This is a genomic window from Sphingomonas sp. KC8 (assembly GCF_002151445.1).
Taxonomy (GTDB): Bacteria; Pseudomonadota; Alphaproteobacteria; order Sphingomonadales; family Sphingomonadaceae; genus Sphingomonas_E.
In genome coordinates, this window is sequence record NZ_CP016306.1 from 194,724 (window position 1) to 208,595 (window position 13,872).

General features: G+C 64.0%; 16 protein-coding genes. 5 read left to right on the forward strand and 11 right to left on the reverse strand.

Annotation, left to right across the window (positions count from 1 at the left end):
• Positions 1–12 precede the first annotated feature (12 nt).
• The 5 genes from KC8_RS00950 to KC8_RS00970 all read left to right on the forward strand — a co-directional run bounded on the left by KC8_RS00950 (position 13) and on the right by KC8_RS00970 (position 4,719).
• Positions 13–1,026 (forward strand): NAD(P)H-quinone oxidoreductase, encoded by a 1,014-nt coding sequence (locus KC8_RS00950; RefSeq protein ID WP_010125386.1) that lies wholly within the window; start codon positions 13–15, stop codon positions 1,024–1,026.
• Positions 1,023–1,535, forward strand: a complete 513-nt coding sequence (locus tag KC8_RS00955) for a hypothetical protein (protein ID WP_029624522.1) — start codon at positions 1,023–1,025, stop codon at positions 1,533–1,535. Before KC8_RS00950 ends, KC8_RS00955 begins: the two co-directional genes overlap by 4 nt.
• A gap of 140 nt (positions 1,536–1,675) precedes the next feature.
• Positions 1,676–2,461 carry an SDR family oxidoreductase gene (locus tag KC8_RS00960; RefSeq protein WP_010125388.1) on the forward strand — a complete coding sequence of 262 codons (786 nt, stop codon included), beginning with the start codon at positions 1,676–1,678 and terminating at the stop codon, positions 2,459–2,461.
• Positions 2,462–2,608: 147 nt separating this feature from the next.
• Positions 2,609–4,012, forward strand: coding sequence for an NAD(P)H-dependent flavin oxidoreductase (locus tag KC8_RS00965; protein WP_010125389.1), 1,404 nt, complete (start codon positions 2,609–2,611; stop codon positions 4,010–4,012).
• A 5-nt stretch (positions 4,013–4,017) separates the two neighbouring features.
• Entirely contained in the window at positions 4,018–4,719 is a 702-nt protein-coding gene (locus KC8_RS00970) for a glutamine amidotransferase (protein WP_010125390.1), read from the forward strand.
• A gap of 36 nt (positions 4,720–4,755) precedes the next feature.
• On the opposite strand, the gene KC8_RS00975 is transcribed toward KC8_RS00970, so the two are convergent.
• From KC8_RS00975 to KC8_RS01025, 11 genes are read right to left on the reverse strand one after another with little or no spacing between them, the layout of a single operon-like run.
• Entirely contained in the window at positions 4,756–5,073 is a 318-nt protein-coding gene (locus tag KC8_RS00975; protein ID WP_010125391.1) for a 2Fe-2S iron-sulfur cluster-binding protein, read from the reverse strand.
• The gene (locus KC8_RS00980) at positions 5,073–6,275 is read right to left on the reverse strand and encodes a thiolase family protein (protein ID WP_010125393.1); all 1,203 of its coding nucleotides are present in this window, start codon (positions 6,273–6,275) and stop codon (positions 5,073–5,075) included. Before KC8_RS00980 ends, KC8_RS00975 begins: the two co-directional genes overlap by 1 nt.
• 6 nt (positions 6,276–6,281) lie before the next feature.
• Complete coding sequence (locus KC8_RS00985) at positions 6,282–6,653, reverse strand: nuclear transport factor 2 family protein (RefSeq protein ID WP_029624523.1); 372 nt, start codon at positions 6,651–6,653, stop codon at positions 6,282–6,284.
• A gap of 7 nt (positions 6,654–6,660) precedes the next feature.
• Positions 6,661–7,119, reverse strand: a complete 459-nt coding sequence (locus KC8_RS00990; RefSeq protein WP_010125395.1) for a MaoC family dehydratase — start codon at positions 7,117–7,119, stop codon at positions 6,661–6,663.
• A 2-nt stretch (positions 7,120–7,121) separates the two neighbouring features.
• A complete protein-coding gene (locus tag KC8_RS00995) occupies positions 7,122–7,901 on the reverse strand; it encodes an SDR family oxidoreductase (protein WP_010125396.1) in 780 nt (259 codons plus the stop codon).
• The gene (locus tag KC8_RS01000) at positions 7,898–9,040 is read right to left on the reverse strand and encodes an acyl-CoA dehydrogenase family protein (RefSeq protein WP_010125397.1); all 1,143 of its coding nucleotides are present in this window, start codon (positions 9,038–9,040) and stop codon (positions 7,898–7,900) included. Before KC8_RS01000 ends, KC8_RS00995 begins: the two co-directional genes overlap by 4 nt.
• Before the next feature lie 4 nt (positions 9,041–9,044).
• Positions 9,045–9,947, reverse strand: a complete 903-nt coding sequence (locus tag KC8_RS01005) for an SDR family oxidoreductase (RefSeq protein ID WP_010125398.1) — start codon at positions 9,945–9,947, stop codon at positions 9,045–9,047.
• A gap of 23 nt (positions 9,948–9,970) precedes the next feature.
• On the reverse strand, positions 9,971–10,570 hold the full coding sequence (locus KC8_RS01010; protein WP_010125399.1) for a gamma carbonic anhydrase family protein: 600 nt from the start codon (positions 10,568–10,570) through the stop codon (positions 9,971–9,973).
• Entirely contained in the window at positions 10,570–11,721 is a 1,152-nt protein-coding gene (locus KC8_RS01015) for an acetyl-CoA C-acetyltransferase (protein ID WP_010125401.1), read from the reverse strand. The genes KC8_RS01010 and KC8_RS01015 overlap by 1 nt, the downstream gene beginning before the upstream one ends.
• Positions 11,714–12,715, reverse strand: a complete 1,002-nt coding sequence (locus tag KC8_RS01020; protein WP_010125402.1) for an acyl-CoA dehydrogenase family protein — start codon at positions 12,713–12,715, stop codon at positions 11,714–11,716. The genes KC8_RS01015 and KC8_RS01020 overlap by 8 nt, the downstream gene beginning before the upstream one ends.
• 5 nt (positions 12,716–12,720) lie before the next feature.
• Positions 12,721–13,872: an acyl-CoA dehydrogenase family protein gene (locus KC8_RS01025; RefSeq protein ID WP_010125403.1), complete on the reverse strand. Its 1,152-nt coding sequence runs from the start codon at positions 13,870–13,872 to the stop codon at positions 12,721–12,723.

Sequence of the window (13,872 nt, forward strand, 5' to 3'; positions counted from 1 at the left end):
AATGGGGGAATTATGGCCGCGCTTCCGCTCCAGATGCGAGCGATCGATCCAGACGAGACAGGTGGCCCGGAAGTGCTTTGCCTTGTCGAACGCCCCGTACCCCGGCCCGGTGCCGGTGAAGTGCTGGTGCGTGTTGCCGCCGCCGGCGTGAACCGGCCGGATGTGATGCAGCGCAAGGGGCTTTATCCACCGCCGCCCGGCGCACCGAGCATTCCGGGGCTGGAAATTGCCGGCCGCATCGTTGCGATTGGCGATGGCGTCGATTCGGACTGGATCGGCCGTACGGTGTGCGCGCTGGTGGCGGGCGGCGGCTATGCGGAATATGCCGTGGCGTCGATCGGCCAGTGCCTGACCGTGCCTCCCGGCCTGGCCATGACCGATGCTGCGGCCTTGCCTGAAACCCTGTTCACCGTGTGGACCAACCTGTTCGAGCGTGCCTACGCGGCCGAAGGCGATACGGTCCTTGTTCACGGGGGCACCAGCGGCATTGGCACGATGGCGATCGTGCTTGGGAAGTTGTTCGGTCTCAAGGTGATCGTGACGGCAGGATCGGACGAGAAATGCGCGCGCGCGCGCGCGATCGGTGCGGATCTGGCAATCAATTACCGAACCCAGGATTTCGTCGAGGAAGTGCGGCGCTTCACGGCGGGCACCGGATGCCAGGCGGTGCTCGATATGGTCGGCGGCGATTATGTCCCGCGCAATCTTGCCTGTCTTGCCGATGATGGTCGCCATGTTTCGATCGCGATCCAGGGTGGCGCAAAGGCGGAAATTTCGATTTGGGATATCATGCGCCGGCGCCTGACATTGACGGGGTCGACGCTGCGGGGGCGATCCACTGAGTTCAAGGCGCTGGTGGCAACCGAACTGTCCGACGCGGTATGGCCGATGGTCCGCGACGGGCGGCTACGGCCGGTGATCGATCGGATATTTCCGCTGGCCGAGGCGTCCGCTGCCCATGCACACATGGAATCGGGCGATCATGTGGGTAAGATCGTGCTGCGCGTGGGAGAGGACGGAGAATGACCCGGCACATATTGCTGATGGTCGTTGGCATCGGGATCGCCACGGCCTTGCTGTTCGGCGGTCGTGACTGGCGGTTCACCAGCCGGCCGGGCGTGGATCATGTGGCGATGCTTGCGGGCAAGGTTGACGAGGTTAGGCTCAATCAGCTTTTGAATGACGGGGTGGTGATCGTGCCTGCGCTTGGCGATCCCCGCGAGGGCGCCAATTCACCGCCGATGCTGGGCTATTCCTATCGCGAAGTTGCACTGATTGGCCTGCCATTCGTGGCTTATCCCGAACTCGGCCTTGTGCTGTTCGATGAAACACCGACTGGCTTGCGTGCCTATCCGCTGGATGCCGAGACGCTGCACGGGCTTGAAGTGGAAGCCGGGCGCTCATTCACGCGCGATTACAGCTTTCCATTTTATCGTTTCATGTGGGGATGGTTGTTTGTCGCGGCGCTTGCTGCCTGGTTGATTCTGCAGATGCGCGTGAAGGCGCGCACCCGGCTGCAATCGGCCCCGGTGTAAGAGCACGGGGCGGTGCCCTTGTTCTGGCTGTCCTGTTTTCGCAAGTGGGACATAACCGTCAGCGGGGCGCTTGCCCGTGCGGGTAGGGAGCCATAGGCCGTCTGCAGCCAGGGCGAACATCGCCAACGGGAGAGACGGACATGCTGCTTAAGGACAAGGTTATCATTATCACCGGCGTCGGCCCGGGGATGGGCCGGGCAATGGCGAAGCTTGCTGCCGAAGAAGGCGCCAGCGTCGTCATGGGCGCACGCAAGCAGGCGTTTCTGGATGAAGTGAAGGCCGAGATCGAAGCTGCTGGCGGAGCGGCGGTCGCGCTGTCGACCGACGTATCGGATCGAGCGCAGTGCGACCGGCTGGTTGCCGCAGGCGTCGAACGCTTCGGCCGCATCGACGGTCTCGTCAACAGCGCTTATGCGCCGGGTGATAATGGCCCGTTCGACGATGCGGATATCGAAGGCTGGGCACATACGATCGACGTGGCCTGCATGGGTGCTGCGCGCATGGCGCAGGCGGTGCTGCCGCATATGAAGGCGCGGCGGGAAGGCGCGATCGTCAATGTCGCGACGATGCAGTCGCTGAAGCCGCTGCCGGGCGGTTCGCTGTCCTACGCGATTGCCAAGGGCGCCCTTGTTACGGCGTCGCGCCAGCTTGCCGCCGAAGTTGGGCAATATAATATCCGCGTCAACGCCACCCGCATGGGCTGGCTGTGGGGTGATCCGGTGCGCAACGCGCTCGAAGGCATGGCGGCGCATTCCGGAACGACGGTGGAGGCGATTGCGGCAGATGTTGCGCAGCGCATTCCGCTTGGCCAGATTCCGCCGGAGGAAGAATGCGCCAAGTCGGTGCTGATGTTCGTTTCCGATTATACGAAGATGGTCACCGGTGCGGTGCTCGACATCAATGGCGGCGAATGGATGGCGCCGTGATATTGTAATCTATTGTCGGGCCTTGGCTTTTTACGGCTTATAGGCCGAATTTCGCCCTCCTTTGGCACATCGTGCGCAGGCGCGCTTTTCGCGCGCATTTCGCTGCGGTCTGGCCTATAGGGGGGCGATTTTTTCATGGAGGCATGATTGTTCAAGGGTGTGCGGCCGATCCTCTATGGCGGACGCGAAGTGTGGCCGTTGATCGAAGGCGGTAAAGGCGTTGCGGCAACCAACCATATGAGTTCGGGGGCGTGGGCGGCTGCTGGCGGGATCGGCACGGTTTCGGCGGTCAACGCCGACAGCTACGATCCCGAAGGCAAGATCGTCCCGCAGGTCTACAACGCGCTCACGCGGCGCGAGCGGCACGAAGAACTGATCGCCTACGCCATCGATGGCGCGGTCGAACAGGTTAAGCGTGCCTATGATATTGCCGGTGGCAAGGGCGCCATCAACATCAACGTGCTTTGGGAAATGGGCGGTGCGCAACGCGTGCTGCACGGCGTTCTCGAACAGACGCGCGGGATGGTTGCGGGTGTCACCTGTGGCGCGGGCATGCCTTATAAGCTGTCCGAAATCACGGCCTCCTACGGCGTTCATTATCTGCCGATCGTCAGTTCCGGCCGCGCCTTCCGCGCACTTTGGAAACGGGCCTATTCGAAGGCCGCCGAATGGCTGGCAGCGGTTGTCTACGAAGATCCGTGGCTTGCCGGTGGCCATAACGGCCTGTCCAACGCCGAAGATCCCCTGAAACCGCAGGATCCCTATCCGCGCGTCCGGGAGCTGCGGGCAACGATGCGCGAAGGGGGCATCCCTGATAGCGTGCCGATCGTGATGGCGGGCGGTGTCTGGTACCTGCGCGACTGGAACGAGTGGATCGACAATCCGGAACTCGGCCAGATTGCCTTCCAGTTCGGCACGCGGCCGTTGCTGACCGAGGAAAGTCCGATTCCACAAGCGTGGAAAGATCGCCTGACGACGCTGGATGAAGGGGATATCCTGCTGCACCGTTTCTCGCCGACGGGCTTTTATTCGTCGGCGGTGCGCAACCCGTTCCTACGCAATCTGGAGGGACGCTCCGAACGGCAGATCGCTTTTTCGGGCGAAGCGGCCGGCGACCACCAGTTCCAGCTCGACGTTGGCGTCAAGGGCAAGAATTTCTGGGTCACGCGCAACGATCTGATGCATGCGCGCGAATGGTATGGCCTTGGCTACACTACCGCGCTCAAGACGCCGGATAACACGCTGGTTTTCGTCACGCCGGAAGAAACCAAGGAAATCCGCAAGGATCAGGCCGATTGCATGGGCTGTCTCAGCCAGTGCGGTTTTTCGTCCTGGGCGGATGCCGAGGGCAATTCGACCGGGCGACTGGCCGATCCGCGCAGCTTCTGCATTCAAAAGACTTTGCAGGACATCGCCCATGGTGGTGATGTTGAACAGAATCTGATGTTCGCTGGGCATTCGGCCTACCAGTTCAAGCAGGATCCGTTCTATTCGAACGGTTTCGTGCCGACGGTGAAGCAACTCGTCGATCGCATCCTGACCGGAAACTGATCCCGTTGAAGCACGCGCTGATCATTCGGCATGTGCCCGTCGAAGGCGTGGCGGGGTTCCGCGCGCCTATTGAGGATGCGGGCTTCAACGTCGACCGCATCGACGTTACCGATCCGGCATTCCCGTCGGTGGATTTCCTTGCGCCCGATCTCGTCGTCATGATGGGCGGGCCGATGGGGGTCTATGAAAGCGAGGCGCATCCATGGATCGCCTGCCAGATAGCGCGGCTGTCCGAACGGATGGCCGCCGATCGGCCGACGCTTGGCGTGTGTCTTGGCGCGCAGATGATGGCGGCGGGCCTCGGCGCGCGCGTCTATCCGGGCGGGCGGCAGGAAGTTGGGTTCGCACCCGTCGCGCTCAACCCGGTGGGGGCGGGGTCGCCGCTCCGTCATCTGGAGGACGTGCCCGTGCTCCACTGGCATGGCGATACATTTGATTTGCCGGATGGAACCGAATTGCTCGCATCGACCGGCATTTATGCGCAGCAGGCATTCCGGCGGGGACCGAACCTGCTTGCGCTGCAGTTTCACGCGGAAATGGGCGAAGATCCGCGCTTCGATTCATGGCTGGATAAATGGCCCGATGCGATCGCCGCCGCCGGGCAGTCCGCTGCACAAATGCGGGCGGATCATGACGAACATGGGCCGGTGGCAGTCGCTGCGGGCCGGCGGATGATCGTCGATTGGCTGGCGGGCCTGCGCACGTAACGCCCCAGGCCCGCCGCCGATTTCAGAAATACGCCCTCAGAATTGCGGGGCGACCTCGACCTCAAGCCCATCCATTTCGGGCTTGAGCATCACTTGGCATGACAGGCGCGAAGAGGGGCGGACCTCGACGATCTCGGCCATCCCTTCCAGCATGTCATGCTCGTCTTCGCTCTGCTCGGCGAGACTAGCGCCATTGGCGATATAGACGTGGCAGGACCCGCAGGAGCACATGCCCCCGCAGGTTCCATCGATGCCCAGCCCGGCATCGCGCAGCATTTCCATCAACGCCGTTCCTTCGACGCCGTCGATTTGCTGGCGATCACCGTCGCGGGTGGTGACGTTGATAGTGATCATCAGGCGATCTCGAACAGGCCGGCAGCGCCCATGCCGCCCGCGATGCACATGGACACGACGGCATATTTGACGCCACGGCGCTTGGCTTCGATCAGCGCACCGCCAACGAGGCGCGAACCGGTCATGCCGAACGGGTGGCCGATGGCGATGCCGCCGCCGTTCACGTTCAGCAGTTCGGGATCGATGCCCAGCTTCTGCTGGCAGTAGATCGCCTGCGAAGCGAAGGCTTCGTTGATTTCCCACAGGCCGATGTCGGAAATCTTGAGGCCTGCGCGATCGAGCAGCTTCGGGATCGCGAAAACCGGGCCGATACCCATTTCCTCGGGCGCGCAACCGGCGACCTGGAAACCACGATAGATGCCCAGGATCGGCAGCCCTTCCTTTTCGGCGATCGCCCGGTCGACGACGACCTGGGCCGACGCACCATCGGAAAGCTGGCTGGCATTGCCGGCCGTGATGAAACGGCCTTCCTTGATGATGTCGCCATTCTTGAAGACGGGCTTCAGGTTGGCGAGGCCTTCGGCGGTGGTGTCGCCGCGAATGCCTTCATCCCGGTCGAGCGTCACGCTCTCCTTGCCGGTTTCATTGCCTTCCTTGTCGAACAATGCCTTTTGGACGGTGATCGGCACGATTTCGTCGGAGAAGCGTCCAGCGGCCGTTGCCGCGCCCGCGCGCTGCTGGCTCTGTGCCGAGAACGCGTCCTGCGCCTCGCGCGAGATACCGTAACGATCGGCGACGATTTCAGCCGTTTCGATCATCGCCATATAAGCGTGCGGTTCGGCCGCGATCACAGCCTGACTGCGATTGCGATAGGTCGACGCATGCTTGGTCAGCGTGAGCGAGATGGACTCGACACCGCCTGCAACGGCGGCATCAATGTCACCCGCGATGATCGAACGCGCGGCCAGCGCCACGGCGGTCAGGCCCGAACCACATTTGCGATCGAGCGCGAAGCCGGCGACGCTCTGGCCGAGGCCTGCGGTCGCCGCCGTCAGACGACCCATATTGTAGCTCTGGGTGCCGGATTGGGTGCCAACGCCGAGGAAGATGTCGTCGATGCGGGCCGGATCGAGACCGGAGCGCTCGACTGCCGCGCGGACGACATGGCCCGACAGCACCGGCGCTTCGGTATCATTGAACGCCCCGCGATAGGCCTTGCCGACGCCGGTACGGGCGGTGGAAACGATTACGGCTTCACGCATGACTGATCACATTCCCTGCATATTGTTTGGCCCGAAATAGGCGCGCATCTCGACGACCTTGCCGTCTTCGTTGAAGCGGAAGGTATCGATCACATCAATACGCGCCGTATCCTTGAAAGCCAACGAGACAGAAAAAGCAAAAGCGGCATAATCGCCGGCCGTGCGGATCGGGCCTTCCAGCGTCAGCTTGGCACCGGTCTTCATCGATTCGGTGTAGAAAGCGAGGATCGCATCATGGCCCTTATGCTGGGGCGAACCGATCGGATCTTCCACCGTCGCATCGGGGGCGAACAGCGCCGCAACGGCGGCCGGATCATTGTTGGCGAATGCGTTCACATAGCCGTGGACGGCGGCAACCATCTGATCGTGGGTGGGCATCTCTCTCTTACTCCGGAAAGTAGCGGCCGATGGTATCGACCACGCAGGCCGGCTTATCGCCGCCTTCGATTTCGATCGTGATGCGCACGACCAACTGGATCGCGCCCTTGATCTCTTCGACGCCGACAATCTCGCCCACGCCACGGATCCGCGAGCCTTCCGGCACGGGGGCGAGGAAGCGGGTCTTGTCGGTTCCGACGTTCACCGCATGGACGAAACCCTGTACGTCGATCAGTTGTGGCAGGAAATAATTGGCCAGGCTCAGCGTCAGATAGCCGTGCGCGATCGTGCGGCCGAACGGCCCGGTCTTTGCGCGTTCGACATCGACGTGGATCCACTGATCATCGCCTGTCACCTCGGCAAAGCCGTCGATGCGCTTCTGATCGATCGTCAGCCAGTCGGTCGGCCCCAGCTTGGTGCCTTCCTGGCCGATCAGATCGTGCGGCTTGGCATAGACCGTGGCCATGATCAGGCCCTCTGGCTCGACACGGAAATCACTTCGCCGGTCATGTAGCTCGCCAGATCGGAGGCAAGGAACAGCATGACGTTGGAGATTTCCCACACTTCGGCGGCGCGGCCGAACGCTTCGCGGCTGGTGAGTTCGGACAACAGTTCGTCCGTCGTGACCTTGGCGAGGAAGGCGTGCATCGCGATCGAGGGCGAAACGGCGTTGATCCGCACGCCATGTTCGGCGGCTTCGACGGCCGAACAGCGGGTGAAGGCCATCACGCCGGCCTTGGCGGCGGCATAATGGGCCTGGCCCTTCTGGGCGCGCCAGCCGAGCACAGACGCATTGTTGACGATTGCGCCGGTCTTGCGGCCCTGCATGTGGGGCAGGAAAGCGCGGGTCATGCGGAACACGCTGGTCAGCGTCACGTCCATCACGCGGTTCCACTGGTCGTCGGTCATGTCGACGACGTCGACTTCGCCGCCAAGGCCGGCATTATTGATCAGCACGTCGACATGGCCGAGCTGGGCCACGGCGGCATCGCGCAGCGCCTGCACCTGATCTTCGCTGGTGACGTCGCAGATCTGAACGAAGGGGCGGGTGCCGGTCGCTTCGGCGATCTTGTCGGCGGCTTCGTTCAGCCGGCGCTCGTGAAAGTCGCTGATCAGGACGGTCGCGCCTTCCTCTGCCGCGCGCTTGGCGGTGGCGAAGCCGATGCCGGTGCCGGCAGCGGCGGTGACGACGACGGTCTTGCCCTTAAGCAGGCCGACGGGGGTGGGGTATGCGGGGATGCTGGTCATGCGGCTTGATCCGTATCGATGATGGCGCGAGCGACAAGCTCGCGATGATGCGCGGGTGAATCGAGCAGGCTTGCCGATCCACGCGCGCGCTTGAAGAACAGATGGGCGTGATGTTCCCAGGTGAAGCCGATGCCGCCATGCAACTGGATGCCGTCCGCGGCCATGCGCAAATAGGCATCCGAGCAATAAGCGCGGGCTGATGCGCAGAGCGTTTCCATGTCGCCGGCGTTGCGGGCGATCGCATCGGCGGCCATGGCAGCGGCCGAACGGGCGGCTTCCAGCCATAGCTTCATATCCGCCATGCGATGCTTCATCGCCTGGAACGAACCGATGACGCGGCCGAACTGGACGCGCTGCTTCGAATAATCGACCGTTTCGTCCAGCGTGCGCTGCATCCCGCCGACCTGTTCGGACGCAAGGATGCCCGATGCGATGGCGAGCGTGCGACGCAGCGCCGGGCCAGCTTCGCCCGCCGTGCCCAGGATCGCATCCGCCGACACCGCCATGTCGAAATCGACATGGGCAAGCGGACGGGTGAGATCGAGCGAGGTGAGGGCTTCGCGGGTCAGGCCGGATGCGGGCAGGGCGATCAGGCTGATGCCGTCCCAGCCACTGGTGCCCGGCGTGCGGGCGGCTACGACCAGCAGATCGGCAACCGCCCCGAACGGTGCGAAATGCGCGCGGCCGGCCAAGCGCCATCCTGCGTCATCCTGCGTCAGCACCGGGCCGATGCCATCGGGGATCGGCCGGCCGCCCGCATCGCGCATGGCGAGGGTCGCGATCGTCTCGCCCCGCGCGATCGGGCCGAGCAGCGCCGATTGCTGCGCATCGTTGCCCGCTTGCGCAATCGCTGTCGCGGCTAGAACGGCAGTTTCGAACCAGGGGATTGGCGCAAGCGTCCGGCCAAGTTCCTCGGCGATCAGCGCCAGTTCGGTCGGCCCGAGGCCGGCGCCGCCATGGGCTTCGGCCACGCCGATACCGGCAAAGCCGAGTTCCGAGGCAAAGCTGGTCCAGAGATCGCGATCCCAGCCGTCACCGTCGACAGCCTTGCGAAGCCGATCAAAATCCGCCTGATCGCGCAGAAAATCCCGCGCGCTGTCACGGATGAAGATCTGGTCGTCGGTCAATCCCGCGGTCATCGGTTCAGGCCGCGCCGTAAACCGGCTTGGCCGGTTCGCGTTCCGCCAGAAGCTTGTCGACAATCGGCGCCATTTCGTCCGCCGTCAGGCGTGCGCCCTTGTCGTAAGCCGGGCTGTCGGTCCAACCCTGCGACAGGAACACACGGCCGCCCTTCAGTTCGAACACCTGGCCGGTGACGTGCTTGGATTGATCGCTGACGAGGTAGGCCACCAGCGGCGCCATGTTTTCCGGGGCATAGACGTCGAACACGCCATCTTCGACGCTCATGTCGAAGGCGGTCGCGGTCATGCGGGTGCGGGCGTTGGGCGCCAGCGCGTTGGCGGTGATGCCGTAACGAGCCAGTTCGGCGGCCTGCACCAAGGTCAGCGTGGCGATCCCGGCCTTGGCTGCCGAATAGGCGCTCTGGCCGATGCTGCCCTGAAGGCCGGCGCCGCTGGTGGTGTTGATGATACGCGCGTCGATGGGGTTGCCCGCCTTCTGCTGGGCGCGCCAGTAATCGACGGCGTGGCGGCTGGTGCAGAAATGGCCACGCAGGTGGACGCGGGTCACGGCGTCCCATTCCTCGGGGGTGCACGACACGAACATGCGATCGCGCACGAAGCCGGCATTGTTGATCACCGCATCGAGCCGCCCGAAGGTGGAGACAGCGAGATCGACCATGCGCTTGCCCGCATCCCAATCGGCGACGTCGCCGGTGTCGGCGACGGCTTCGCCGCCGGCAGCGCGGATTTCATCGACGACCAGTTCGGCTGCGCCCTTGGTCGCACCGTCTTCGCCATGGGTGCCGACGCCGAGATCGTTGACCACGACCTTGGCGCCTTCGGCCGCGAGGCCCAGCGCATAGGCCTTGCCCATGCCGTTGCCGGCGCCCGTCACGATTACAACGCGTCCTTCGCAGATGCCCACTCGTCGTTCCTCCGTAATCTGGTTCAATTCGCCCGCGTGAAGCGGACGGCCCTGGCGCCGCCGGCCGGGCGGCCGCGTCCAGGCTCGACCGCGCTCAGCGGTTCGCATTCTTGTAAGTCGGCCAGCGATCGGCGGGCGAGGCGGACATATTCGCCATCATCGCCCATCTGCCAGAACACTTTTTCGGCCGGAATTTCACGCGCAACCTTGGCCGGGTTGCCGGCGATCAGGCTGCGTGCCGGCGCACGCATGTCCGATTTCACCAGACTGAGCGCCGCGACCAGGCTGTCATCGCCGATGTCCGCATCATCCAGCACGACGCTGTTCATGCCGACCAGCACGTTGCGGCCGAGCCGGCAGCCGTGCAGCACCGCGCCATGGCCGATCGTGCAGCCAAAGCCGACGATGCAGTCGCTTTCCGATGAGGTGTGGAGCGTGCAATTGTCCTGCACGCTCGCATTGCCTTCGACGACCACCCGCCCGAAATCGCCGCGCAGCGACGCTCCCGGGCCGATATAGCAGCCCGGGCCGATCACGACGTCGCCGATCAGCACCGCGGTCGGGTGCAGGAACGTCGTCGGATCGACCACGGGCACTAGGCCTTCGAAGGCATAGACCGGCATTAGAGCCGTTCGATGATCGTCACGTTGGCGAGACCGCCGCCTTCGCACATCGTCTGCAGGCCGTAACGGCCGCCGGTGCGCTCCAGCTCATAGAGCAGGGTGGTCATCAGTTTGGCACCGGTGGCGCCCAGCGGATGGCCGAGCGCGATGGCGCCGCCATTGACGTTGACCTTGCTGAGATCTGCATCGAGATCCTTGGCCCATGCCAGCGCGACGCTGGCGAAGGCTTCGTTGATTTCGACGAGGTCGATATCGGACAGCTTCATACCGGCCTTGGCCAGCGCGTGGCGGGTCGCCGGGATCGGCGCGGTCAGCATGAAGATGGGGCTGTCGCCACGCACCGTAAGGTGGTGGATGCGGGCGCGCGGCTTCAGGCCATGTTCCTTGACCGCGCGTTCGCTGGCGATCAGCACGGCGGCCGCGCCATCCGAAATCTGGCTGGAAACGCCGGCGGTGATCAGGCCGCCTTCGCGAACGGTCTTGAGGTTGGCAAGGCCCTCAAGCGTGGTACCGCGACGGACGGTTTCGTCCATCTTGAAATCGCCGACCGGAACGATCTGGCTGTCGAAACGGCCTTCGTCGATCGCGCGTTCGGCGCGGGCGTTGCTTTCGGCTGCGAACACTTCCATGTCGCGGCGCGAAATGCCCCAGGTGTTCGCGATCTTTTCGGCCGCGTAGATCTGGTTCACTTCTTCATCGCCGTAGCGCGCGGCCCATGCCGGCGATCCCGAAAACGGCGTTTCGAAGCCATAGGTCTGGCCGGCATACATCGCGGCCGAAATCGGGATGGCGTTCATGTTCTGGCAACCGCCCGCGATCACCAGATCCTGCGTGCCGGACATCACGCCCTGCGCCGCGAAGTGGATCGCCTGCTGCGACGAACCGCACTGGCGGTCGATCGTGACGCCGGGAACCGCTTCGGTATAGCCCGCGGCGAGCCAGGCGGTACGACCCATATTGCCGGCCTGCGGGCCGATCGCATCGAGGCAGCCCCAGACGACATCATCCACCGCGTCGGGATTGATGCCCGTGCGATCGACGATCGCCTTGATCGGGATCGCGCCCAGATCGGCCGGGTGCATGGCCGCAAGGCTGCCCTTCTTCTTGCCGGTGGGCGTCCGGATGGCATCGACGATATAGGCTTCAGGCATGGATCATCTCGCTTGCGAAAGTGCGATCGGGGCCGAGATCGATGCCGCCGCCGATCACGGCGTCATCGATGCGCTTCATATGGAATGTACGATCGCCCCAGGCACCGGCAAGGGCCCAGGCGCGTTTCATCCAGAAATGGAGATCGACCTCGTAGGTATACCCCATCGCGCCATGAATCTGGATCGCGGTTTCGGCCGCGAAGATCGCCGCATCGGTAGCGGCCAGCTTGGCGTGGCTGACGTTGAGCGATGCGCGGGCATGGCCGTTCTGGAGGGCGTAAGCCGCGCGCCAGAGCACGGGCTTGGCGAACTCCACCTTCACGGCAACCGACGCTGCATGATGTTTGACCGCCTGGAACGAGCCGATAGGCTGGCCGAACTGCTCGCGCTGCTTGGCATAATCCACGGACAGCGCCAGCATCCGATCGGCCGCGCCAACCAGTTGGGCTGCCGCCATCAGCGCGGCGAGATCGAGCAGATGCGTGTCGTTGCCGCCCAGATCGCCGCGTGCGAACAGGCGACGGAGCGGATCGACGGTATCGAGCGCGACCGGCGACGCAGGAGCCGCGACCAGCGCGTTGCCGGCCAGCACCGCGCCCGCCTGGTCAAGATCGGCGATCCACGGATTGACGTCATGCGCCAGCGCGACCTTGAGTTCGCCGGCGGCGATATCGGCCAGTCGATCGGTTTGGCCACGCGCGGCGAGCCATGGGGCTGCGACGAACGCGGTGTCGACGATCGGTTCGCTGACGTTGGCGCGGCCGAGTTCGACCGCGATCAGCGTGGCTTCGATCAGGCCCATGGCCAGACCGCCCTGATCTTCGGGCACGAGCAGGCCGCCAAGGCCCATTTCGATCAGGCTGTTCCACACGCTTTCGTCGCGCGCACCGGTCTCGTCGAGGCGGCGGAGCAGTTCGGGTGTGTGTGTCCCTTCCAGAAATTCACGGATGCTGTCGCGCAGCGTGATCTGGTCCTCGGTGAAGCGGAAATCCATCAGCCTTACCTCGGCAGGCCGAGCAGGCGCTCGGCAATGATGTTGCGCTGAATCTCGTTCGAACCCGCATAGATCGGGCCGGAAAGCGAGAAGATGTAGCCTTCCAGCCACTCGTTGAGGCTGCCGTCGGCATAGGTGCGGAGTTCCGCCGCCGCGCCGAGCAGGCTCATCGCGGTGCGGTGCATCGCGCGATCGAGTTCGGACCAGAAGATCTTGTTGAGGCTTGCTTCGGCGCCGATGTGCCCGCCCGCCTGAATGGTCGATGCGACCATATAGGTGTTGAGCGCATAGGCTTCGGCGTCGGCCCAGGCCTGCGTCACCGCTTCGCGCGCGGCGGGCGATGCCGTCGCCTCGTTCGCGCGGAACAGTTCGACAAGGCGCTTGGCGGTCGCCTGGAAACGGGCAGGGGAGCGCAGCATCAGGCCGCGTTCGAAGCCCGCCGTCGCCATCGCGACATTCCAGCCTTCGCCTTCGCCGGCGATGCGGTTTTCCACCGGCACGCGCACTTCATCGAAGAAGATTTCGGCAAAGCCGGTCTCACCATGCAACTGGCGGATCGGGCGGACGGTGACACCAGGAGAGTTGAGCGGCAGCAAGATGAAGCTCAACCCCTTGTGGCGCTTGCTGTCCTGATCCGTGCGGAACAGGCCGAAGCACCAGTCGGCGAACGCCGCGCGGCTCGACCAGGTCTTCTGGCCGGAGATCACATAATGATCGCCGTCGCGCACCGCACGGCTGCGGATCGCCGCCATGTCCGACCCGGCATTGGGTTCGGACCAAGCCTGCGCCCACATGATTTCGCCCTTGGCCATCGGCGTCAGGAAACGGGCTTTCTGTTCGTCCGTGCCATATTCCATGATGGTCGGGCCGAGCAGGAAGATGCCGTTCTGGTTCGCGCGTAAGGGGGCCTTGGCGCGGAAATATTCTTCTTCGAATATCAGCCAGCGGATCAGATCGAGGTTACGGCCGCCATAAGCTTCGGGCCATGTCACCATGCCCCAGTTGCCGGAGGCGAGCGTACGCTCCCATTCGACATGCTGGTCATAGCCTTCGCGGCCCTCAAGTGTCTTGAGGGGGCTTTTCGGGACGTTCGCTTCCATCCACGCGCGGACTTCGGCGCGGAAGGCGTCCTGTTCTGGTGTGTAAGTCAGCTCCAT